This is a genomic window from Streptomyces sp. NPDC024687, from assembly GCF_055559055.1.
In genome coordinates this window covers 121,692-144,229 of the sequence record NZ_JBVHLJ010000003.1, presented here as the reverse complement: position 1 = coordinate 144,229, position 22,538 = coordinate 121,692, and the positions used below count along the sequence as shown (strand labels likewise).

General features: G+C 70.4%; 16 protein-coding genes and 2 pseudogenes. 10 read left to right on the top strand and 8 right to left on the bottom strand.

The annotated features are described in order from the left end of the window. Positions 1-93 precede the first annotated feature (93 nt). Genes ACZ39I_RS12465 through ACZ39I_RS12455 form a run of 3 tightly spaced genes read right to left on the bottom strand, consistent with a single transcriptional unit; the run spans position 94 to position 3,682 of the window. Positions 94-1,035 carry an N-acetylneuraminate synthase family protein gene (locus ACZ39I_RS12465; RefSeq protein ID WP_393600448.1) on the bottom strand — a complete coding sequence of 314 codons (942 nt, stop codon included), beginning with the start codon at positions 1,033-1,035 and terminating at the stop codon, positions 94-96. Between the two features lie 14 nt (positions 1,036-1,049). Further along, the gene (locus ACZ39I_RS12460) at positions 1,050-2,300 is read right to left on the bottom strand and encodes a cytidylyltransferase domain-containing protein (protein WP_467244484.1); all 1,251 of its coding nucleotides are present in this window, start codon (positions 2,298-2,300) and stop codon (positions 1,050-1,052) included. Positions 2,301-2,335: 35 nt separating this feature from the next. After that, positions 2,336-3,682 carry a DUF6716 putative glycosyltransferase gene (locus ACZ39I_RS12455; protein WP_467244483.1) on the bottom strand — a complete coding sequence of 449 codons (1,347 nt, stop codon included), beginning with the start codon at positions 3,680-3,682 and terminating at the stop codon, positions 2,336-2,338. A 198-nt stretch (positions 3,683-3,880) separates the two neighbouring features. On the opposite strand from ACZ39I_RS12455, the gene ACZ39I_RS12450 reads away from it, so the two are divergent. The 6 genes from ACZ39I_RS12450 (at position 3,881) to ACZ39I_RS12425 (ending at position 9,942) form a co-directional block, all read left to right on the top strand. Next, positions 3,881-4,867: a glycosyltransferase family 2 protein gene (locus tag ACZ39I_RS12450; protein WP_467244482.1), complete on the top strand. Its 987-nt coding sequence runs from the start codon at positions 3,881-3,883 to the stop codon at positions 4,865-4,867. After that, a complete protein-coding gene (locus ACZ39I_RS12445) occupies positions 4,867-6,210 on the top strand; it encodes an alpha-2,8-polysialyltransferase family protein (RefSeq protein ID WP_467244481.1) in 1,344 nt (447 codons plus the stop codon). Before ACZ39I_RS12450 ends, ACZ39I_RS12445 begins: the two co-directional genes overlap by 1 nt. Before the next feature lie 90 nt (positions 6,211-6,300). After that, entirely contained in the window at positions 6,301-7,143 is an 843-nt protein-coding gene (locus ACZ39I_RS12440; protein ID WP_467244480.1) for an FkbM family methyltransferase, read from the top strand. A 174-nt stretch (positions 7,144-7,317) separates the two neighbouring features. Continuing rightward, positions 7,318-8,283, top strand: coding sequence for a glycosyltransferase family 2 protein (locus ACZ39I_RS12435; protein ID WP_467244479.1), 966 nt, complete (start codon positions 7,318-7,320; stop codon positions 8,281-8,283). Next, on the top strand, positions 8,267-8,680 hold the full coding sequence (locus ACZ39I_RS12430) for a GtrA family protein (protein ID WP_467244478.1): 414 nt from the start codon (positions 8,267-8,269) through the stop codon (positions 8,678-8,680). The genes ACZ39I_RS12435 and ACZ39I_RS12430 overlap by 17 nt, the downstream gene beginning before the upstream one ends. Next, positions 8,677-9,942 carry an NAD(P)/FAD-dependent oxidoreductase gene (locus tag ACZ39I_RS12425; protein WP_467244477.1) on the top strand — a complete coding sequence of 422 codons (1,266 nt, stop codon included), beginning with the start codon at positions 8,677-8,679 and terminating at the stop codon, positions 9,940-9,942. The genes ACZ39I_RS12430 and ACZ39I_RS12425 overlap by 4 nt, the downstream gene beginning before the upstream one ends. On the opposite strand, the gene ACZ39I_RS12420 is transcribed toward ACZ39I_RS12425, so the two are convergent. Genes ACZ39I_RS12420 through ACZ39I_RS12410 form a run of 3 tightly spaced genes read right to left on the bottom strand, consistent with a single transcriptional unit; the run spans position 9,932 to position 15,419 of the window. Further along, complete coding sequence (locus ACZ39I_RS12420; RefSeq protein WP_467244476.1) at positions 9,932-11,623, bottom strand: hypothetical protein; 1,692 nt, start codon at positions 11,621-11,623, stop codon at positions 9,932-9,934. The genes ACZ39I_RS12425 and ACZ39I_RS12420 overlap by 11 nt on opposite strands. Before the next feature lie 2 nt (positions 11,624-11,625). Continuing rightward, positions 11,626-13,959, bottom strand: a complete 2,334-nt coding sequence (locus ACZ39I_RS12415; RefSeq protein WP_467244475.1) for a glycosyltransferase — start codon at positions 13,957-13,959, stop codon at positions 11,626-11,628. Next, on the bottom strand, positions 13,956-15,419 hold the full coding sequence (locus tag ACZ39I_RS12410) for a glycosyltransferase family 29 protein (protein ID WP_467244474.1): 1,464 nt from the start codon (positions 15,417-15,419) through the stop codon (positions 13,956-13,958). The genes ACZ39I_RS12415 and ACZ39I_RS12410 overlap by 4 nt, the downstream gene beginning before the upstream one ends. Before the next feature lie 240 nt (positions 15,420-15,659). Here ACZ39I_RS12410 and ACZ39I_RS12405 point away from each other — a divergent pair. Both ACZ39I_RS12405 and ACZ39I_RS12400 read left to right on the top strand, forming a co-directional pair. Continuing rightward, a pseudogene (locus ACZ39I_RS12405) lies at positions 15,660-16,796 on the top strand (acyltransferase family protein). A 64-nt stretch (positions 16,797-16,860) separates the two neighbouring features. After that, positions 16,861-17,733, top strand: a pseudogene (locus ACZ39I_RS12400) (class I SAM-dependent methyltransferase). Here ACZ39I_RS12400 and ACZ39I_RS12395 read toward each other — a convergent pair. Beyond that, the gene (locus ACZ39I_RS12395) at positions 17,699-18,376 is read right to left on the bottom strand and encodes a TetR/AcrR family transcriptional regulator (RefSeq protein ID WP_467244473.1); all 678 of its coding nucleotides are present in this window, start codon (positions 18,374-18,376) and stop codon (positions 17,699-17,701) included. The pseudogene ACZ39I_RS12400 and the gene ACZ39I_RS12395 sit on opposite strands and share 35 nt — an antisense overlap. Positions 18,377-18,446: 70 nt before the next feature. Between ACZ39I_RS12395 and ACZ39I_RS12390 the strand changes: the two genes are divergently transcribed. Continuing rightward, a complete protein-coding gene (locus ACZ39I_RS12390; protein WP_467244472.1) occupies positions 18,447-19,844 on the top strand; it encodes an FAD-dependent oxidoreductase in 1,398 nt (465 codons plus the stop codon). 44 nt (positions 19,845-19,888) lie between these two features. Here the strand turns inward: ACZ39I_RS12390 and ACZ39I_RS12385 are convergent, their stop codons facing one another. Beyond that, positions 19,889-21,469 (bottom strand): acyl-CoA mutase large subunit family protein, encoded by a 1,581-nt coding sequence (locus tag ACZ39I_RS12385; protein ID WP_467244471.1) that lies wholly within the window; start codon positions 21,467-21,469, stop codon positions 19,889-19,891. Between the two features lie 123 nt (positions 21,470-21,592). Here ACZ39I_RS12385 and ACZ39I_RS12380 point away from each other — a divergent pair, with 123 nt between their 5' ends. Next, positions 21,593-22,423: a L,D-transpeptidase family protein gene (locus tag ACZ39I_RS12380; RefSeq protein WP_467244470.1), complete on the top strand. Its 831-nt coding sequence runs from the start codon at positions 21,593-21,595 to the stop codon at positions 22,421-22,423. The last annotated feature ends 115 nt before the right edge of the window (positions 22,424-22,538 follow it).

Sequence of the window (22,538 nt, the reverse complement as noted above, 5' to 3'; positions counted from 1 at the left end):
GTACGACCGTCCCGTCGTAAGGCGCTCATGAGGCGCGCGTAGTGAACACCGGGTCCCGGACGGACAGTCGCCCGGGACCCGGTACCTGGTGGCTCAGACCGAGACCGGCTCGCCCGCCGCCGCTGCGATCTCCGCCTCGGCGACCACGCCGGTGACGCGGCGCAGCTTCTTCATGGGGCCGAGCTCGGAGTCGTAGACCTTCTTGACGCCGTCGCCGAGGGAGGCCTCGATGGTGCGGATGTCGCGGACCAGGCGCTGCAGGCCCTGCGGCTCCACCGAGGCGGCCTGGTCGGAGCCCCACATCGCGCGGTCCAGGGTGATGTGGCGCTCGACGAAGGTCGCGCCGAGGGCGACCGCCGCGAGGGTGGTCTGCAGGCCCGTCTCGTGGCCGGAGTAGCCGATCGGGACGTTCGGGTACTCCTCCTGGAGCGTGTTGATGACCCGGAGGTTGAGCTCCTCGGCCTTCGCCGGGTACGTCGAAGTGGCGTGGCAGAGAAGGATGTTCTCCGAGCCGAGGACCTCGACGGCGTGGCGGATCTGCTTCGGGGTGGACATGCCGGAGGACAGGATGATCGTGCGGCCGGTGGCGCGCAGCGCCTTCAGCAGCTCGTCGTCCGTCAGGGAGGCGCTCGCCACCTTGTGGGCCGGCACGTCGAACTTCTCCAGGAAGGCGACGGCCTCGGTGTCCCACGGGGAGGCGAACCAGGCGATCCCCTTCTCCTTGCAGTACGCGTCGATCTGGCGGTACTCGTCCTCGCCGAACTCCACGCGGTGGCGGTAGTCGATGTACGTCATCCGGCCCCAGGGCGTGTCACGCTCGATGTCCCACTGGTCGCGCGGGGTGCAGATCTCGGGCGTGCGCTTCTGGAACTTCACGGCGTCGCAGCCGGCCTCGGCGGCCACGTCGATGAGCTTGAAGGCGTTCTCCAGCTCGCCGTTGTGGTTGATGCCGATCTCGCCGCAGATGTAGACGGGCTGGCCGGGACCGGCGATGCGCTCGGTGCCGAAGGTGCGCAGGCGGGAGTTAACAGACATGAGGGGAACGTTCCTTACTTGTCGAGGGAGTCGAGAGAGGGGCCGAGGATCCAGCTGGCGATCTCTCGGATCGCGCCGTCGCCACCGGGGACGGTGGTGACCGCACGGGCGGCGCCGCGTACCACGTCGTGGGCGCTCGCGACCGCCACGGGCCAGCCGACGAGGGCGAAGCACGGGAGGTCGTTGACGTCGTTGCCGACGTAGAGCACGCGCTCGGGCGCGATGCCCTGCTCCTCGCACCACTGCTTCAGCGCGAGGTCCTTCCGGTCGATGCCGTGCAGCACGGGGATCTTGAGCTTGCGTGCGCGGGCGGCGACGACCGGGTTCTGCTCCGTGGAGAGGATCAGCATCTTCAGGCCCGACTTGCGCAGGGCGGCGATGCCGAGTCCGTCGCCGCGGTGCACGGAGACGAACTCCTTTCCATCGGCGTCGATCAGTACCCGGTCGTCGGTCTGGGTGCCGTCGAAGTCCAGTACGACCGCGTCGATGTCGTCGAAGGACGGCAGCGCTCCGGCGCGGTCGGCGTCGAAGAGGGGCGCCAGCGCGCGGGCCCTCGCGAGGTCGTGCGGGTCGTCGATCTCCAGCACGCGCGCGGGGTCCGTGCGGACCAGTTCCGTACGGCCGAAGAAGCGGTGCTGGTGCTTGCGGAAGCCCGGCGCGTCCATCGCGTAGGCGGCGCCGGTCTCCAGGAGGTCCTGGGGGCGGTCCTGGCGGCGGGGGCGGTAGGACTTGTCGTGGTTGACGCCGTGGCCGCCGCCGGTGGCCGCGTCGGCCTCGTCCTCGGGGGACTCGGCGTCCCGCCAGATGAAGCCGTGGAAGGGGGCCACGGTGACGGCGGTGTCCGCGCCGTCCTCGACGATCGCGGCGGCGACCCCGTCGATGTCCTCGCGGACGATGAAGGGGCTGGTGCACTGCACGAACACCACCACGTCGACGGCCGCGCCGTGCAGGGCCTCGTGGGTGTCCAGGGCGTGCAGGACGGCCGCCTCCGAGGTCGCCGTGTCACCGGCGATGGCGGCGGGGCGCAGCACGACCTCGGCGCCGGCCTCGCGGGCGGCGGCGGCGATGGCCTGGTCGTCGGTGGAGACCACGACATCGGTCACCAGCCGGGTGGCGAGGCACTCGCGTACGGCCCGTGCCACCAGCGGCACTCCCCCGACAGGGGCGAGGTTCTTCGCGGGCACGCCCTTGGAGCCGCCGCGCGCGGGAATCACCGCGAGCACCCGGCGCACCGAAGCGCCTTGGCCCGCTTGCGGGTTGGACATGGGGTCTGCTCCTTGCGAGAGGCCTGGGAAGGTGTTCACAGCTCCCCCATCCGCCGGATCACCGGAGCCACGCGCTGCACCCCGTGCCGGTAGGCGCCGCGGGCCGCGCGGCGGACGATCCGGCGGACCGGGCCCGGCTCCCTTTCGTGGGCGGGGGCGCCGGGCAGCGGTGTGCCGTCGGGGCCCAGGTGATGGCGGGCGAGGATGCCGGGGAGGTAGCCGGGGGCGGTGACGGGTGTGTAGTACGGGGTCAGCGGGGGCAGCTCGGGCGAGGCCAGCAGCTTGGTGATGCGCTCGCGCGCCCCGTCGAAGGCGTGCGCGTACGAACCTCCCCCAGCGACCACTCCCTGGCGGGCCACCCACTCCTCGTCGGGCACCGGCCGGTGGCCCGCGTCCAGTTGGTCCCAGGAGGCGAGGCAGCCGGAGCCGACGAAGTGGTGGTTGCCGAGGACCTCGCGGATGCCCAGGTCGGTCAGCACCACCGTCGGGATGCCGCGGTGCAGTGACTCCAGCGCGGCCGTGGAGCTGACGGTGACCAGCAGGTCGGTCCGGTCCAGGACCTCGCCCATGTGGCCGTACACCAGACGGAAGTTGGCCGGCGGTTCGAGTCGCTGGACCAGCTTCTGGTACGGCAACTCCTCGATGTGCGTGGTGTGTTCGCCGGGCCGGGAGCGCAGCTTGAGCAGCACCTCGCGCTCGGGGTGGAGGCGGGCGTGCCGGATGAGCCGGTTCAGCAGGTACACGCGGTCCTTGCGGTTGTCCGGCACCGAGGGCTGGACCGCGAACACCACGGTGTACGGGGCGTGTTCGCCTTCGTAGGCCGCACCGCCGAGGAACGGCAGCGCCACCTCGGTCACGGACGAGGCGTCCGCGCCCACGCCCTCGTACACCGCGCGAAAACGCTCGGCGTCCTGGCGGGAGTTGGCGAGGACCAGGTCGGCCCCGTGCCGCAGGAGCAGGCCGTCGGCGAGCTTCTCGTAGACGACACCGACATAGCCGGTGACGACGACGGGACGCTTCTCGAGGCCCTCCCAGACGCGCCCCAGCCCGTGCAGCATCGCCTGGACCCCGCCGCCGACCAGGGCCAGCACGACGAGGTCGTACGACGTCTCGGCCATGGCCCGCAGGAACTCGGCCGCGGTGACCTCCCGCAGAGAGTCCGCGCGCACGCCGACCTCTTCGAGCTGGCGTGCGGTGGGGGTGGCCCGGCCGCGCAGCAGGAATCCGTCCAGCGCGGGGCCTGCTTGCGCCCCGCCTCGGCGTCCGGCTTCCATGGAGGGATCCGGAGCGATGCGGTCGGCGGTCAGCGCACCCCATTTCCAGCGGGTGTCGGAGTCCGCGAGGACGGCGATTCGAAGGGGCTTCGGTGTACTTGGCGGCACGACGACGACGCTAGGAAGGAATTTCTAGGTCCCGCCCAACCGCGAATCAACGAGAAGTTAACAAAAGCCCACCGAGAGCCGAACTGGCCCGCCGAGGACTCGGAAGTACACGGGATGCACCGTTCCGACACATCGAGTTCACCCCCAGTCTCCTTTCCGGAAAGTTCCGCTGCCGGACCGCCTTCTAGCGTTTTGCGGGTGCCCAAGCTCTCCGTCATCGTGCCGTTCTACAACGTGCAGCAATACGCCCCTGACACCCTCCGAAGTCTTCGCCTGAATGCGCGCCGAGATTTCGAGTTCATCCTGGTGAACGACAAATCCAAGGACGAAACTCCGGCGATTCTCGACCGTGCGGCCGAGGAGCTGTCGGACGTCGCCCAGGTGCGGGTCCTCCACCACGAGACGAACGGAGGGCTCGCCACCGCGCGCAACACCGGCCTGGACGCGGCGCGCGGCGAGTACCTGACGTTCCTGGACGGCGACGACTGGCTCGCGCCGGGCTATCTCAGGCAACTGGTCGCCGCCATCGAGGAGTTGGGCTGCGACTTCGTCCGCACCGACCATGTGCAGACCGTCGCGCGCGCCCGGACCGTGCACCGGGTCCCGATCGGGCGGCGGGGCGAGGTGCTGAACCCGCGGGACGCGATCCTGCCCGCCGACCGCTCGACGTCCGTGGACTACGCGTACGCGTGGGCCGGCGCCTACCACCGCCGTCTGCTCGACAAGGGCCTGCTGCACTTCACCGACGGGCTGCGCACGGCCGAGGACCGGCCGTGGATCTGGAAGCTGCACCGCGAGGCCGAGTCGTTCGCCGTGGTGAGCCTGCTGGGCGTGTTCTACCGGCGCGGGGTGGCCTCCTCCCTCACCCAGATCGGCGACGCCCGCCAGCTCGACTTCATCCGCGCCTTCGACCAGGTCATCGAGGAGACGGCGGCGGACCGGGACGCCGACAAACTGCTGCCCAAGGCGGTGCGCACCTACTGCGCGATCATCGCCCACCATCTCTCCGACGAGTCCAAGTGGGAGCCGTCCGTGGCCAGGCAGCTGCGGGCGATGAGCGCGGCGGCCATACAGCGGATGCCGCAGGATGCGCTCGGTGACGTACTCGACAGCATGGACCTGCGCCGTTCCGCCAAGCTGCGGCGGCTGCGGCGACGGGTCACCACAGCGAAGGCGGCCGCGTGATGCCCCCGACCGGTTCCCGTACGACCCAGATCTTCTGCGCCTCCACGCTGTACGGCGCGGTCACGCTGGCCGCCGCGATCGACTCGGACCTCTTCGAGGAACCCGAGCGGCGGGTGCTGCTGGTGTTCAACAACACGGCGACACCGGAGACTTCGACGCCGCTGGACGAGATGCCGGGCTTCGCGCCGCTGCGCGACCACTTCGACGAGGTGCTCTCCTGGAACGAGGCCATCCGCCCCTTCCACCCGGGCTCCTGGACGCCCCGCCCGGACGACGTCCCCCTCTTCGAGCGCTATCTGCGGCTGCTGTGGGGCCTGGGCGAGGACCGGGTCGAACTGGTCCTGGAGTCCCTCCAGGTCGCCCCCGCCCTCACCGTCGCCCAGATCTTCACCGGCGCCCCGGTCGACGTCTACGCCGACGGGCTGATGAGTTACGGCCCCACCCGCAGCAAGCTCGACCCGCTGGTCGGCACGCGCGTGCGGCGCCTGCTCCACCTGGACCTGATCGCGGGCCTCACGCCGATGCTGCTGACCGAGTTCGGCGTGCCGCCGGTCGTGGTGCCGACGTCCGCCTTCCTCAAGGCGATGGGTGAACTCACCGCCGCCGTCGAGGAGTTGCCGCCGCTGCCGGACGACGCGGCGCTGCTGCTCGGCCAGTACCTCTCCGCGCTGGACATCCTCTCCCCCGAGGAGGAGGAGGCCCTGCACGTACGGATGCTGAAGGGCGCGGTCGCCAAGGGGCACCGTACGGTCGTCTTCAAGCCGCACCCCAGCGCGCCGGCCCGCTTCAGCCGTGCCCTGGAGGCCGAGGCGGAGCAGCTCGGCGTGGACCTCACCGTCCTGGACACCCCGGTGCTCGCCGAGGTGCTGTTCGAGAAGACCCGGCCCGCACTGGTCGTCGGCTGCTTCTCCACCGCCCTGTTCACGGCCTCCGCCCTCTACGACCTGCCGGCCACCCGCATCGGCACCGAACTGCTCCTCGAGCGGCTGACGCCGTACCAGAACAGCAACCGGGTGCCGGTGGTGCTGGCGGACGCGGTGCTGGCGGACCTGGAGGGCCGCGGGAGTGAGGACGCGATCCCGGCCGGGGATCTGAACGCCCTGGTCACCGCGGTCGGCTTCACCATGCAGCCGCAGATCTATCCGAGCCTGCGACCGGCGGCGGAGCGGTACCTCTCCAAGCACTTCAAGCCGCGCACCCAGCGCTACTTCAAGCGCAAGCGGCTCACCTCGCTGGGCCTGCCCGGCGGCATTCCCGAGCGGCTGGCCTTCCTGCCGCGCAGTTCCACCGCGCGCCGGGTGGTGCGGCGGGCCCGGGCGCTGAAGAAGGCCGTGAAGCGCTGAACGAAACCGTGGGTGAACGCGGCGCGCCGGGAACATGACGCCGGGGAAAAGGCCAGGTCACCCCGTGTGACCTGGCCCTACCATCGCCGGATGCGTATCCACCAGCTCGATGAAGCCAACGCCCGCATGCTGGCCCACGCACCATCCGTCAGGCCGGTCCCGACCGGCGACATCATCCGCGTCCACCGCAAGAAGCACCCGTATCGGGGCTACGCCGAGATCGACTCGCCGTACTGTCCGCCGTTCGTCATGTTCTGTGTGAACGACGACGCCGTCGCCCTCGACACCCTCTGGAACGGGCGGTTCGGCTACGAGCCCGGCAGCCTCGCCACCTGGGCCCGGCTCGCCGCGAGGAGCACGACGATCGCCGATGTCGGCGCGCACGTCGGCTACTTCTCGATGATCGCCGCGCTGTCCCGTCCGGAGGCGACCGTGCACTCCTTCGAGCCGGTGGACCAGATCCACGCCCGGCTCTCGGTGAACGTCCGGTCGAACGGCGTCCAGAACGTCCGACTCCACCAGGCCGGTGTGTCCAGCGCGGCTGGCTCGGCGGAGATCAGCGTCCGCTTCTCGGGAAACCTGCTGTCGACGGGCTCCACCCTGGAGCACTCCACCGACGACGCCCAACTCAAGCGCATTCGCCTGGTCTGCCTCGACGAGGTGTTCGCCGACACGAAACTGGACCTGATCAAGATCGACGTGGAGGGTCACGAGATGTCGGTCCTGGAAGGCGCCCGGCAGGTCCTGAAACGCGACCGGCCCGCCGTATTGCTGGAGGCGCTCGCCGGTGCCCCGCTGGACCCGCTTCTCGCGGAATTCGACCCGCTCGGTTACAAATCCCACTGGATCGCTGAACTCGACGGCGAACTCGTTCCGTCCTCCGCACCGCGGCCGCCCAAGACGCGGAATCTGTTGTTCCTCCCACGCGAGTGACACAGCAACCCGAAATCGCGGAAGAAAGCCGAAGAGAAACAGGGAGGACTCCTGTCCGACGCGGGTTGTTGGGCCGCGGTTCACGGGAGCTCCATAACTTCCCGCAACATGACCCAACAGGACATACGTCCGCCTTCCCCCGCTCCGGCTCCGGCTCCGGTCACGCTCGTGACCGTGGAGCCGGAGCCTGAGCGGGGGCGGCCGTTGATCTCCTACGTCCTCCCCGTCTACAACGAGCGGGACGGCATCACCGCCTTCCACACCGAGCTCACCGCGGCCCTCGACAGCCGCCCCGAGCTGGACTTCGAGCTGGTGTACGTCAACGACGGCTCCACGGACGGCTCCCTGGAGCTGCTCAAGGGCCTCGCGGAGCGGGACGGACGGGTCCGGGTCGTCGACTTCGCGCGCAACTTCGGGCACCAGCTCGCCATCACCGCCGGGCTGGACCTCGCCCGGGGCGACGCCGTGATCGTGATGGACACCGACCTCCAGGACCCGCCGAAGGTCAGCCTGGAGCTGATCGACGCCTGGCGCGAGGGGGCCGAGATCGTGCACGCGCGCCGGCGCTCCCGGCAGGACAGCGCGTTCAAGCGGGCCACCGCGCACCTGTACTACCGCGTCCTGCGCTCCTCCACCGACGTGGACATCCCGCTGGACACCGGGGACTTCCGGCTCCTGGACCGGCGGGTCGCCGACGAACTGCGCAGGTACCGCGAGCGCAGCCGGTTCGTGCGCGGCATCGTCGCCTCGATGGGCTACCGGCAGACCGAGGTCGCCTTCGACCGCGACGAAAGGTTCGCGGGCGAGACCAAGTACCCGCTGCGCAAGATGGCCAGGCTCGCGATCGACGGTGTGACCAGCTTCTCCACCGCCCCGCTGAAGATGATCACCCGGCTCGGCTTCGTGGTGCTCGCGCTGTCGCTGCTCGGCATCGTCTACGCGCTGGCCATGAAGTTCTTCCGGCCCGACATCACCGTCTCCGGCTGGACGATGCTGATGTGCGTCGTGCTGTTCCTGGGCGGCACGCAGATGCTGTCGCTGGGTGTCATCGGGGCGTACATAGGGCGCATCTACAGCGAGGCACAGGGCCGGCCGCTGTATCTGGTGCGCGAGGTCGTCGGCGGTGACGGTGACCACTGAGACCGCCCCCGCGCCCGCCCCGCCCCGGATCACCCGGCAACTCCTGCGCTACACCCTCATCGGCGGCAGCGGTGTCGCCCTCGACCTGGTCGTCTTCCTGCTGCTGCACAACCTCGCGGGGATGAACGAGCAGGTCGCCAACGGGCTGAGCACCACGCTCGGCATCGCCAGCAACTTCGCGCTGAACGCCAGGTTCACCTTCGAGCGCCGCGACCGGCTCGTGGTCCGTTTCCTGCGGTTCTACGCCGTCGGGCTGACCGGCATCGCCCTGACGAACCTGCTGTTCCTCGCCTTCACCGACGGTCTGGGGATCGACGCCAATCTGGTCAAGGCGGGTTCACTGCCGCTGGTCCTGGCGCTCCAGTTCGTGCTCAACAGAAAGTGGAGCTTCGCATGAACCTCGGCATCATCGGCGCCGGCGCCAGCGGCCTGACGGCCGCCTGGGACGCCGTACGCGCCGGCCACCAATTGACCATCCTGGAGGCGGCGGACGAACTCGGCGGCCTGGCCGCCTCGTTGGAGGTCGGTGGGGTTCCCCTGGAGCGCTACTACCACCACATCTTCCGCAGCGACAAGGCGATGATCGCGCTGATCGAGGAGTTGGGGCTCGGTGACGCGCTGCGCTTCCACCGGCCGACCACCGGTATCTACCGGGCCGGCAGGCTGATCGACTTCACCACGCCGTTCGACATGGTGCGCTTCCCGGAGTTCGGCCCGGTCGACGCGGTGCGCTTCGCCGGCTCCTCGGCGGTGCTCAAGGCGGTGCGCAAGGGGGACCGCTACAACGACCTCACCGCGCTGGCCTGGCTGCGCAAGTGGGCCGGGAAGAAGGCCACCGCGGCCGTCTGGGAGCCCCTGCTGACCGGCAAGTTCGGCGACCGCGCCGAACAGGTGTCGATGGCCTGGCTGTGGGCCCGGATCCACTGCCGGACCTTCGAACTCGGCTATGTGGACGGCGGGTTCGAGCGGGTCTACGCGGCGCTGCGGGACGGCATCGAGGAGCACGGCGGCAAGGTGGAGTTCGGCAAGGCGGCCACCACGATTCGGCAGGACGGCGACCTGGTGTCGGTGCGCTGCGCGGACGGTTCCGCCTACGAGTTCGACCACCTGATCGTCACCACCCCGCAGCCGGCCTTCGCGAAGGCGGCGGGACTGCCGGCCGACGACACGGTGTGGAAGAACCAGTACCTGGGCGCCACCTGCTTCGTGCTGGAACTGGACCGCAGTGCGATCCCGTACTACTGGCTCAACATCAACGAGCCCGACTTCCCCTTCCTCGCGGTCGTCGAACACACCAAGATGATCGACCCGGCCGTCTACGGCGGGCGGCACATCCTCTACGTCGGCAACTACGTGGAGCGCGAGGACTGGCGCTTCACCACCGAGCCGAGTGAACTGCTCGACACGTTCGTGCCGTATCTGAAGCGGATCAACCCGGCCTTCGAGAAGTCCTGGATCAAGGACTGGCACTTCTCGAAGGCCGGGTTCGCCCAGCCGGTGGTGACGCCGGAGTACCGTGCGCTGATCCCGGCCCACGAGACACCGATGAGCCGGGTCACGCTGGCCACCATGGCCCAGATCTACCCGCAGGACCGGGGTCAGAGCTACTCGGTGGCCATGGCCCGCGAGGTCGTCAGGTCCCTGGGGCTCAGCGCCTGACGCACAGCACCAGCCGTTCGCCCTCCTCGCCGCGCGGGCAGTCGTACACCGCGGTGACCCGGCGCCACAGCTCCGGGTCCACGCGGCCCGGCTGGAACCAGGGCCGCTCCAGGACGGCGTACGGGGCCGGGTCGTGGTCGACGCAGTCGGCGTTCTCCTTGAACGACGTCAACTCGGCCACGTCCGGCAGGTAGCGGGTGCGCTGGAGGAACGTGGCGATCGGGTAGCGGCACCGGGCCGGGTGGCCGACGTCGTACGCCGTCTCACCGAAGGCGAGGTACAGCACCGGGGCTCCGGCGGGCAGCTCGGCACGGATGCGGTCGGCGTCCTCGGCGGCCCGCCGCTGCGACGTCAGGTACTCGGCGCCGGTGACGGTGACCTTGCCGTACTGCACCAGGTGCGGGGAGCCGGGCCAGATACTCGCGGCCAGCAGCACCACGCCGGACAGGGCGACCAGGACGGCCGACCGGTTCCGCAGCCGCTTCTCCAGCACCACGTCCAGCACGGCCGCGAGCAGCGCGACCAGCCCCGCCGCCCACACCTCCCACGACCGCTGCGCTCCCCTGGGCAACTGCGCATACACCACGGGCGCCACGCCGTACAGCAGCGATACGGCCCCGAAGCACCACGGCGGCGAGCGGCGCGCTCCCCCGACCGCGACGCCCCAGACCACCGCGGCCACGACCGGCATCTGGGCCCCGTGGTAGAGGAACCAGTTGCCCTGGACGACCACGACCGCCTGCGCGGCGAGGCCGATGAGCGCGGCGACCGCCAGGAGTTCGGCCCGCCGCAGCCGGCCCCGGACCCGGGTCAGGACCAGCAGCAGCGCGCCCGGCAGGAGCAGCAGGACCGGACTGGTCACCGCGCGGTCGGCGAGGAAGTCCAGGGAGCGGTCGAGGATGAAGTGCGGCCGGATGCCGGTGCGGCTCAGTGCCGACTGGTTGATCTGCGGCATGTCCTCGGTCCACTGCCACTCGTGGCTGCCGGCCAGCACGCTGATGCCGAACAGGGCCAGTGCGGCGGGCACCCCGAGCACCGCGACGCGTACCGCCCGGCCCCGGTCGACCGCGTAGACGAGGAGCACGCCGATCGCGGCGGTCGCGGCGGTGGAGTACTTCATCATCACCGCGAGGCCGAACGGGAGCGCGGCGAGCAGTGCGGCCGGCCAGGGCCGCCGGAGGCCGAGCGCGGCGGCCGCCCCGAACACCGTGAGGACGACGGCCGCCCACTCCGGCTGGAGGAAGTCGTTGCGGGGCGCGAGCGCCAGGACCAGTCCTGTGGCGCCGGCCGTAAGGGCAGCCTCGCGGGCGCCCACGCGGCGGACCAGCGCGGCGTGCAGTGCGTAGCCGGCGGCGATGGCCAGGAGGACCCCGGCCACGTTCATCGTCGCCTCGCGCACCGCCGTGCTCCCGAAGAAGGCGAGCCGGTCCAGCAGCGCGACGAACCACCGGTAGAAATACGGGCGGTGGGTGAAGACCTCCGACGGCGAGTAGCCGGCCGCGCGGCCGGTGCGCAGGGCGGCGAGGACGTAGTGGAGATCGCCCGTCAGGCCGCGGGTGAGGGCCGTGTACACCACGGCCACCGCGGACGGCAGGGCGGCCGCCGCCCACCACTGGGGTGAGCGGCGGCCGGTGGTACGGGGCCGGGCGACGGTGGCATCGCCGGCCAGGGTGCTCGTCACGGTCAGCCGCCCAGGATGACCCGGAGGTCGGCCGCGTTCGCCTCGGTGACCTTCCACAGCTCCTGCTGGCGGCCGTGGACGTCGGCGACCGTCCTGTCGTGGTCGGCGAGCAGCTCCGTCGAGCGCTCCACCAGACGCGCGGCGAGGTGGCGGTCGTGGACCGAGACGCCCCACTCGGGCCGCTCGATGTCCCGCAGGAAGTACGCCATCTTCGGGTGCGAGATCAGGCTGATGATCGGGGTGCCGACGCCGAAGGGGATCATTCCCGCGTGGCCGCGCATGCCGATGACCAGCTTGGTGCGGGCGTAGAGGTCGAGGATCTCCTTGTTCTCGAAGTCGTACATCGGGATGACCGGCATCGAGATGCCGTGCTCGCGGCGCAGGTCGAAGACGATCTTCTCGTCGTCGAGGGAGTGCGCCACGCACTGCACCTCGGCCAGCTTGCCGAGGTCCCGTACGGCCTGGGCCATCTGGGCCAGGAAGTAGCCGTAGTCGTGGCCGAAGCGCAGGCCCGCGCGGTCGTAGGCGGCGTTGATGAGGATGGTGTCGTCGCGCTTGGCCGGGTCCTGCCAGCCGGGCACCAGCTGTCGGGCGACGGTCGTCGGACAGGGCTGGAAGCGGATCTTGTCGTGCAGGTGGGCCGGGACCATGGCCCGGACCTTCTCGATCGAGCCGTGGTTGCGCAGACCGAAGAAGGAGGACTGCTCGACGAGCAGACGCAGCGAGTCCCGGAAGCGGTTCGCGCGGTAGGACTGGCCGTCGAAGGCGTTGAAGCCGACGGCGAAGACCGCGACGGGGACGTCGATGCGCTGGAGCAGCTCGTCCGGGACGTTCCACTGCCAGGCGCTGTTGCCGTTGGGCATGGTGTCCGGGATGAACAGCCCGCCGCCGCCGATGACCAGGCCGCGGCGGCGGTTGACGCGTTGGAGGGCGGCCTCGTCGAAGAGACGGTGGGCGTGCACGGAGTGCCAGCGGCGGGAGGTGGTGTCCGGGCCGAAGGCGGAGCGGACGCTCTCCGGGAGGAGCTTGTCGCCGGCGTTGCCCTGGCGGTCCATGTAGAAGGCGACATGCGACAACTGGTCCTCGGGGGCGCCCAGTTCCTGTGCCGGTACGGCGGCCGCGCGCTGCGCCCACAGGCGGCTGGGGCGGTGCGTCGGGTCCACGGACATGCCGGCCGTGGCGTACGTCAGAGCCTCGCTGTGGTCGCCGTGCACCCAGGCCATCTGGGCGAGGCGGGCGTAGGCGGTGGCGGCCCGGTTGGGGGCGGCGGCGGCCAGCAGGAGCTGTGTCCTCGCCTCCTCGTAGCGGGAGACGCTCATCAGGGCGTGGCCGAGGACCTCGTGCGGCCAGGCCTCGTCGAGGGGGATGCGGACGCTCGAGAGGATGTCGACGGCGTCCTGGTAGTCACCGGACGCGATGTGCGCGGCGGCCACCTTGCGAGCGGCCTCGACGTCCCCGGTGCGGGCCACGTGCGGGGTGCCGTAGTGCACGATCAGGTCGTGGTGCAGTGCGCCGGCGGACTCCAGGTACGCGGAGTGGAAGTCGGCGTCGGACAGCTCGAACTCGCGCCAGCGGTCCTCGGCCCGGCTGTAGCCGCTCTCGCCGCCCTGCCAGGGCTTGTGGCGGCCGGTGAAGTGCAGGATCGCGGTGTCGTCGGGGACGGGCAGATCGCCCGAGAGGCGCCGCTTGACGAAGTTGTAACGGGCGTCGAGGCGCACGAAGTCGCCGTCCAGGACGGCGTTGAGGATGCCCTGGTCGTGCTTGTCGAGCTCGTAGTCACCGGAGCGGCCGCACTTGTCGAGCCGGGCGCAGAACGCGTCGCTCAGGTACTCGCGCTGGATGACCAGCAGACCGGAGTTGAGCTTGTGCTGCCCGTAGAAGAACTGCGGGACGGCCGCCAGCCCCTCGCGCAGTCGGAGGAGTTCGCTCAGGTCGCCGAGGACGACCATGTCGGTGTCGAGCGTGATGACGGTGTCGTACTCACGGATCCTGAAGACGTCCAGGATGAAGTACGCCTTGCGGACCAGGTAGTTGTCCTGGTCGCCCTTCTTGTACGCGTCGTAGCGGTCGGCGTCGACCCGCCTGAGAACGATCCGCGGGTGCAGTGCGCGGATCCGGGCGATCGAGCCGGGCCGCAGGTCGTCGTAGAGGACGACGAAGTCCTCGCACACGCCCGGGTTCGACAGGGCGAGGCTGCGCAGCAGGGCGAGGAAGCCGGGCAGGTAGTTCTCGTCGACGAAGCTGGCGAAGGCGATCCTGCGCTTGCCGGTGAGGGCGTGGGCGTCGGTCACCGGGGCCAGGGGGGCGGCGGTCCCGGCAAGGGAGTTGATGGTCATCGCAGGGAGATCCTCATGTCGGTCACGCTCTGGGCCCGCTCCATGACCCATGCCTTCTCGCTGGTGTACTCGTGCACGGAGGTGATGGCGAGCTTCATCGCTTCCTGGACGCGGTAGGGGCCGCTCTCGTAGAAGTCGAAGCCGATCAGGTCGAGCTTCGGGCTGACGTCGAGGAAGTCCAACAGGTAGAGCATGTTGAAGCCGGTGGTCGGGATGCCGGACCAGACGTCGGTGGAGACCTTGCCGATGTTGCGCACGGGCCAGCGCAGCGACTCGTCGCCGAGGTAGGTCTGGGCGCCGGGCACCAGGCGGTTGCGCAGCGAGTACTTCCAGTCGCCGGAGACCCCGCCGAAGACGAGCCGGGTGGTGACGTGCTGGTCCCAGTTGAAGCCGTGCTTGTGGATCGTGGCGTGGATGTCGGTCCTGCTGCCGGTGTGCTTCGGGTCGATCCGGTAGGAGTTGAAGCGGACGACGAGGTCGTACGCGTCGATCTCGGCGCCCATCGAACTGGCGCCCACCCGGCCGGAGTTGGCGATCAGGCAGATCGACTTGCCGGCGATCAGGTTGCGGAACTCGCCCAGGGTGATCCACTGCACACCGCCCACGGTCGGGTCGGCGACCGGACCGCGCATGCGGTTGCGGCGCTGCTCGGCGTAGAGCGCGACGGCCTCGGTGAAGGCGGTGAGGTCGCTGTCCTCGGTGGAGCGCAGGTCGAGGTACTGGCTGAGCAGTTCCTGGCGTTCCTGCACCGGGGCGCTCTCGTCGGTCAGCGAGAGGAGCGCTCCCACGAGCCGGGGCTCGGCCTCGGCCCAGTCTCCGACGGCGTGCGCGGCGAGGCCCTCGGCCCACACGTCGGTGGCGGGGCGGGCGGCGAAGGCGCGGGCGCCGGGGACCTGGCGCTTCAGGAGGTCGAGGAGCTCTCGTTCCTTCTCCCCCGCGATGCGCAGGCCCGCGATCCGGGCGCGGACGCCGAAGCCGTCGTCGTCGGTGAGGGCGAGATAGCGCTCGTACGCCTCCAGGGCCTCGGCGTCCTCACCGAGCGCCTCCAGGAGCCGGGCGCGCAGCCGCCAGCCGGCCCGGGAGTTCTTGCGCTGGGCGAGGACGGTGTCGCTGATGATCAGGGCGAGGTTCAGCTCGTCGTCGTACCCGCACTCCAGGGCCTTGTTGGCGACGGCGAGCAAGGCGTCGAGCAGTTCGGCGGGGATGCCGGGGGTGGGGGCCGCGGCGCCCTTGACGGCCCGCTTGAGCAGGGCCGTCGCACCGGACGGGGCGGGCGTCGCGGGGGCCGCGGTGGCGGTCGTCCCCCACACGACGAGCAGCTTGCGCAGCTGTTCGCTGAGTTCGACGCGGCGCCGGTCGACACTGCCGACGACCTTGCCGCTGTGCGCCGCGCAGGCGCGCAGGCACTCGTCCAGCTCCCCTCCACGCGCGCGTGCACGCCTCTTCTGGACCGTCGTCATGGCACTCCTGTTGTTTTCTTGCCAAAGCAAAGACAAGTTCACGGGTTTATCGCGACGTGGGGGGATTCTGGGCGAACTTAGAAAGCCAAAACGACGTACAGGTGAACTCACCGGGACCAGGCGGCCAATGGTTGACCCGGCGAGTAAGACATCGCCGTGATTCGGACTAACGTGCTGAGGCACCTCCACAGGAGTGCCATAGGCTCCGCAGAGCTTGCGAAGGGGATTTCCGTGACCAGCATGACCGTCCGGCCGGCGGCCGACCTGCCCCGGCGGCCGGAAGGGCCGCAACCCGTAGCGCCGCCGTCCGCACCACGCCCCCGCGAGAGCCGGCTGCGGGCCCTGGACGGACTGCGGCTGGTGGCCGCGCTGATGGTGGCGTCGTACCACTACGGCGGCCGGGGCGGCGAGATCACCAAGGCCTGGGGAAGTTCCGCACAACAGCAGTTCCCCACGCTGCACACGTATTTCTCGTACGGCTGCCTCGGCGTCCAGGTCTTTTTCGTGATCAGCGGATTCGTGATCTGCATGAGCGGCTGGGGGCGGCCCCTGAAGTCGTTCTTCGCCTCCCGCGCCTCCCGGCTCCTGCCCGCGTACTGGTTCGCCGTTCTGCTGGTCACGGCGGTGTTCGCGCTGCCGGTGGTCGCCTACGAGGCGCTGTCGCCGAGCGATGTCCTGGTGAACCTGACCATGCTTCAGCAGCCGCTGGGCGTGGACCGGGTGCTCGGGGTGTGCTGGACGCTGTGAGCGGAGGTCCGCTTCTACGTCCTGTTCGCGCTGTGCGTGGTCCTGCCCGGGGCCAACCGGCGCCGGGTGATCATGTTCTGTGCGGGCTGGACGCTGGCGGCGGCGATCACCCAGACCGCGCATCAGCCGCTGCTCGACGTGGTGTTCATGCCCGAGTACGCCCCCTTCTTCATCGGCGGTGTCGGCCTCTACCTCGTCCACCGCGACCGGCGGGACGTGTACGCGTGGGGCATCGTCGCGGTCAGCTTCCTGATCGGGCAGCACTACGCGGTCCGTTCGCTGTGGAACGCGTCCGACCCGAACGCCTTCGCCCACCGCACCACGCTGGGCATCGTGCTGGTGGTGGCCTTCGGCTTCCTCGCCGTCGCGGCGATCGCGCTGGGCTGGCTGGGCTGGGCGAACTGGCGCTGGCTGACGGTGGCCGGGGCGCTGACGTACCCCTTCTACCTGGTGCACGAGCACCTGGGCTGGGTGGTCGTGCACGAGCTGCACGTCCGCCTCGGCGTGCCCGCGGCCGGGACCTTCGCGCTGACGATCGCGGGGATGCTGCTGCTGGCCCGGCTGATGAACCGCTACGTCGAGAAGCCGCTGACCCCACGTCTGCGCTCGGCGCTGGCCCGCCGGCTCTGAAGCTGTTCACCGGACGTTCAGCGGGCCGCCAGTTGGGCCGGGCGTGGGCGAGCAAGCATGACTCATGGCCGACTCACAGCAGACCCCCAGGCCCCCCGGTGAACTGAAGGACGTCCCCGGCTGGTTCCCGCCGCTCGACCAGGTGCTGTTCACCTGGTTCCTGGAGAAACAGCAGCTCACCGGAGACCTCCTCTAACTCGGCGTCTACATGGGCAAGAGCGCGATCCTGCTCGGGCACCATCTGCGCCCGGGCGAGGCGTTCACCGTCTGTGACCTGTTCGGCGGCGAGGCCCCCGACGGCGCGAACCGCGCGGAGACCTCCAAGTCGTACGCCTCCCTCACCCGCGAGACCTTCGAGCGCAACTACCTCTCCTTCCACGACACCCTGCCGAGGGTGATCGAGGCCCCCACCTCGGTCATCTCCGGCGAGGTGAAGGCGGACACCTGCCGCTTCGTCCACATCGACGCCTCACACCTGTACGAGCACGTGCGCGACGACATCGGCGCGGCACGCGAGATCCTCCTGCCGGACGGGCTCGTCGTCCTGGACGACTTCCGCTCCGAGCACACGCCCGGTGTCTCCGTCGCCGTGTGGGAGGCCGTGCTGAACCGCGGGCTGCGGCCGATCTGCCTCAGCACCCAGAAGCTCTACGGCACCTGGGGGGACCCGGAACCGGTGCAGGAGGAGTTGCTGGCCATGCTCCGGGAGCGCACGGACGTCGGGCTGAGCGTGCAGGAGGCGGCAGGTCACCGGCTGATTCGGGCGCGGGCGCAGAAGATGCAGGCGCCGCCGTTCCCTCACTCCCGGCACTATGTCGCGCCGGCCCCCGCGCCTGCCCCCGCTCCGAAGCCGCGTCGGTCCCCGGCCCGGCGGATCGCCGTGGATCTGCTGCCGCCCGTGGTCACCCGCGCGGTGCGGAAGGTGCGGGCCCGGTAGGCCGGTACTGGTTCTCGATTCCCGCGATCACCAGCGCCAGGCCCTCCTCGTAGTGCTGGTCGAAGTCCTGGAAGATCTCCGCGCCCGCCGCCGCCGACAACGGGAAGCCGGCCATCGCGCGGGCGCGTTCCGCCACGTCGAAGCCTTCGCGGCGCTCGCCGGGCAGCGGCTCCACGCCCTGTTCCTCGGTCACGAAGCCGAGCGTGTAGAGGTACGACGTCGACGTGGCCCGGACCGCCTGGGCGAGGGTGAATCCGGCCGCCGTGAGGAGCCGGAGGGTCTCCTCCATCTGCTCGACGTGGACCAGGCCCGTGAAGCGTGAGCCGCTGTAGACCTTGGCGCCGTCGCGGTAGCCGAGCAGGGCGGTGCGCAGTCCGCGGTTGGACTTGAGGAGCCGCTCCCGCCAGGTGTCGGACGGGTCGAGTGCGGTCCCGGCGACCATGCGCCGGAACATCTCCGTCGCCATCTCGTCGAGCAGCGCCTGCTTGTCCTTGAAGTGCCAGTACAGGGCAGGGGCCTTGACGTCGAGTTCCTTGGCGATGGCCCGCAGGCTGAGGCCGTCCAGGCCCACCTCGTTCAGGAGCTTCAGGGCGGTGTCGGCTACCCGGGCGCGGTCCAGGGGCGGGCGTTTCTCGGTACTCACGCTTGACAGCTTAACAGCGTTAAGGGCACTCTCGACGACAGCAGCACTTAACAGCGTTAAGGAGATGGGTATGAACACGGACGTACTGGTCGTCGGCGCGGGCCCCACGGGTCTCGCCCTCGGTATCGACCTCGCCCGGCGGGGGGTGGACGCGCTGGTCGTGGAGAAGGCGGACCGGCTGTTCCCGGGGTCACGCGGCAAGGGCCTCCAGCCGCGCACCATGGAGGTCTTCGACGATCTCGGCGTGCTCGACGCGATCCTCGCGGTCGGCGGGAGCTACCCGGTCGGGATGGTCTGGCAGGACGGTGAGCGGGTCGGCGAGCACCGGATGTTCGACGAGGCCGAGGTGACGGAGGACTCGCCGTACAACGCACCGTGGATGGTGCCGCAGTGGCACACCCAGGAGGTGCTGTTCGCACGGCTGGAGGAGTTGGGCGGGCGGGTGTCCTTCGGCCGGGAGGTCGTGGGGTTCGAGCAGGACTCCGATGGGGTGACCGTGCGCTTCGCGGCGGGAGCGGACGTCCGCGCCCGGTACGTGGTCGCCGGCGACGGCGGGCGCTCCGTCGTCCGCCGGACGCTCGGCATCGGCATGACCGGCGAGACGGTCGACCCGAACCCCCTCCTCGTCGCGGACGTCCGCATCACCGGCCTCGACCGGGACAACTGGCACATCTTCCCGCCGCGCGGCGAGAGCGGCTACCTCGCGATCTGCCCGCTCGCCGGTACCGAGGACTTCCAGGTCGTCGCCCAGTTCCCGGAGGGTACGCGGGTGGACCTGTCCCTCGACGCCATCCGCGCGGTCGTCGCGGCCCGCTCCCACCTGGCCCCCGAGTCGGTGACCGAGGTCCGCTGGGCCTCCGACTTCCGGCCCCGCGCGGCCCTCGCGGACCGTTTCCGCTCGGGCCGGGTCTTCCTCGCCGGTGACGCGGCCCATGTCCACTCCCCCGCGGGCGGCCAGGGCCTGAACACGAGCGTCCAGGACGCCTACAACCTGGGCTGGAAGCTGGGCGCGGTGCTGCGGGGCGGTGCCCCGGCCGCCCTCCTGGACACCTACGAGGAGGAACGCCGCCCCATCGCCGCGCAGATGCTCGGCATCTCGACGGGCGTGCACCGGGGAGAGGTCCGCCGGGGTGAGGCGACCCGCCAACTGGGCCTGGGCTACCGGGACTCGTCCCTCACTCAGGAGACACGGACGGCACCGGACGGACTCCGTGCGGGCGACCGCGCCCCCGACGGCAAGCTGGCGGGCACACGGCTCTTCGACGCGTTCCGGGGCCCGCACTGGACACTGGTGGCGGTCGGGGCCGAGGCTCCGGAGCTGCCGGAGTCGGTGCGGGTGGTCACCGGTGACGAGCAACCGTCGTACGGGAAGGGGCTGTTCCTGGTGCGGCCGGACGGCTATGTGGGGTGGGCGGGCGAGGACGCCTCGAAGCTGACGGAGTACGTCGGCCGAGGCGTCACGCGCTAGCGAACGACACCTTCACCGCGTACGACTGTCGCACACTGTCGCACTCAGAACGCGTCCGAGGGGACATACGTACCCCACACCTCGCGCAGCGCGTTGCACACCTCGCCCACCGTCGCCCGGGCCTTCAGCGCGTCCTTCATCGGGTACAGGACGTTGTCCTCGCCCTCCGCCGCCTTCTTCAGGGCGGCGAGGGCCGCGTCCACCGCGGACCGGTCGCGCTCGGCACGGAGCCGGGCCAGCCGCTCCGCCTGCCGGGCCTCGATGGCGGGGTCGACGCGGAGCGGCTCGTACGGCTCCTCCTCGTCGAGCCGGAAGCGGTTGACGCCCACGACCACCCGCTCGCCGGAGTCGGTCTCCTGGGCGATGCGGTAGGCGTTGTGCTCGATCTCGTTCTTCTGGAAGCCGTGCTCGATGGCGGCGACCGCGCCCCCGAGGTCCTCGACCCTTCGCATCAGGTCCAGTGCGGCCGCCTCGACGTCGTCGGTCATCCTCTCGACGGCGTACGAGCCCGCGAAGGGGTCCACGGTGGCCGTGACGTCGGTCTCGTGGGCGAGGACCTGCTGCGTACGGAGCGCCAGCCGGGCGCTCTTGTCGGTCGGGAGCGCGATGGCCTCGTCGAAGGAGTTGGTGTGCAGCGACTGCGTGCCGCCGAGGACCGCCGCCAGGCCCTGGACGGCGACGCGGACCAGGTTGAGCTCCGGCTGCTGGGCCGTCAGCTGCACGCCGGCCGTCTGCGTGTGGAAGCGGAGCATCAGCGACTTCGGGTTCCGCGCCCCGAACTCGTCCCGCATCACCTTCGCCCAGATCCGCCTGGCGGCACGGAACTTGGCGACCTCCTCCAGGATCGTCGTCCGCGCGACGAAGAAGAAGGACAGGCGGGGTGCGAAGTCGTCGACATCCATGCCGGCCGCGACCGCCGTACGCACGTACTCGATGCCGTCGGCGAGCGTGAACGCGATCTCCTGCGACGGGGAGGCGCCCGCCTCGGCCATGTGGTAGCCGGAGATCGAGATCGTGTTCCACCTCGGGATCTCGGCCCCGCAGTACTTGAAGATGTCCGCGGTCAGGCGCAGGGAGGGCTTCGGCGGGAAGATGTACGTGCCCCGCGCGATGTACTCCTTCAGCACGTCGTTCTGGATCGTGCCGGTGAGCTGGTCCGCCGGCACCCCCTGCTCCTCCGCGACCAGTTGGTACAGGAGCAGCAGGAGGGCGGCGGGTGCGTTGATCGTCATCGACGTGGACACCTGGTCGAGCGGGATCCCGCCGAACAGCACCCGCATGTCGTCGATCGAGTCGACGGCGACACCGACCTTGCCGACCTCGCCGTGGGCGATCGGGGCGTCGGAGTCGTGGCCCATCTGGGTGGGCAGGTCGAAGGCGACCGACAGGCCCGTGGTGCCGTGGGCGATCAGCTGCCGGTAGCGGGCGTTGGACTCCGCCGCCGTGCCGAAACCGGCGTACTGGCGCATCGTCCAGGGGCGGCCCGTGTACATCGACGGGTACACGCCCCGCGTGAAGGGGTACCCGCCCGGCTCGCCGAGCTTCTCCTCGGGGCTCCAGCCCTGGAGGGTCTCGGGGCCGTAGACGGGTTCGATGGGCAGTCCGGACTCCGACTCACGCGTCATGCCCACCACCGTATTGCGGTCCCGGGCGAAGCGCCGCCGGGTCGTTCGCAACCGGCCGTCCGGGGGGAGACATCTCAGGGGATGCCGGTGAGACGACAGGGGGTCCGGATGCGTAGTACGGGCATGGGGAGAGCGTTCGCCGCGCTGCTGGTCCTGGCGCTGGCCTCCGGCTGCACGGTGCGGACCGCCGACGGGGACGGGGACGGCAAGCGGCGTCTGCCGGTGCGGATCGAGGTCCCGCAGCGCAGCACACCACCGGCCGGCGACGACCCGAAGCCGAGTGCGACGCCGTCCACGTCCACGTCCGGTGCGGCCCCCGCGCCCGCCGTGCTGTGGTCGCGGGGCGACTCCGGGCGGGACGTACGGGAGTTGCAGGCCCGGCTACGTCAGGTCGCCTGGCTCTACGACGGGCCGACGGGGTCGTACGACGATCTCACCGAGCGTGCGGTGAAGGGGTTCCAGGGCAAGCGCGGCCTGCCGAGGACCGGGAGGACCGACACGGTCACCTGGAAGCGGCTGAAAGACATGACGCACGAGCCGGGCAAGTGGGAGCTGTATCTGATGGGCGGCCAGCCGGCCGACGCGCCGGACGCGCGCTGTCTGACCGGGCGGGTGCTGTGCATCAGCAAGACCAGCCGGACCCTGCGCTGGATGATCGACGGACGGACGGTCATGACCGTGCCGATCCGCTTCGGCTCGGTGGGCACCCCGACCCGTGAGGGTGTGTTCAGCGTCTACTGGAAGTCACGGCACCATGTGTCGACGCTCTACGACTCCCCGATGCCGTACGCGATGTTCTTCAGCGGCGGCCAGGCGGTGCACTACTCGGCCGACTTCGCCGCCCACGGATACGCGGGCGGCTCGCACGGCTGCGTCAACGTGCGGGACGAGGCGGCGATCGCGGACCTGTTCGCCCAGGTGAGGAACGGCGACAAGGTCGTCGTGCACTGGTGAGTTCCGCGACGAGGATCAGGGGCGCGGACGGGACCGGGGGAACGTGTCCCGCCCGCGCCGAGGTGCACGAGCCGTAGGTACGGGGGGAACCCCGGCTCTGTGCGACGGCCGATGA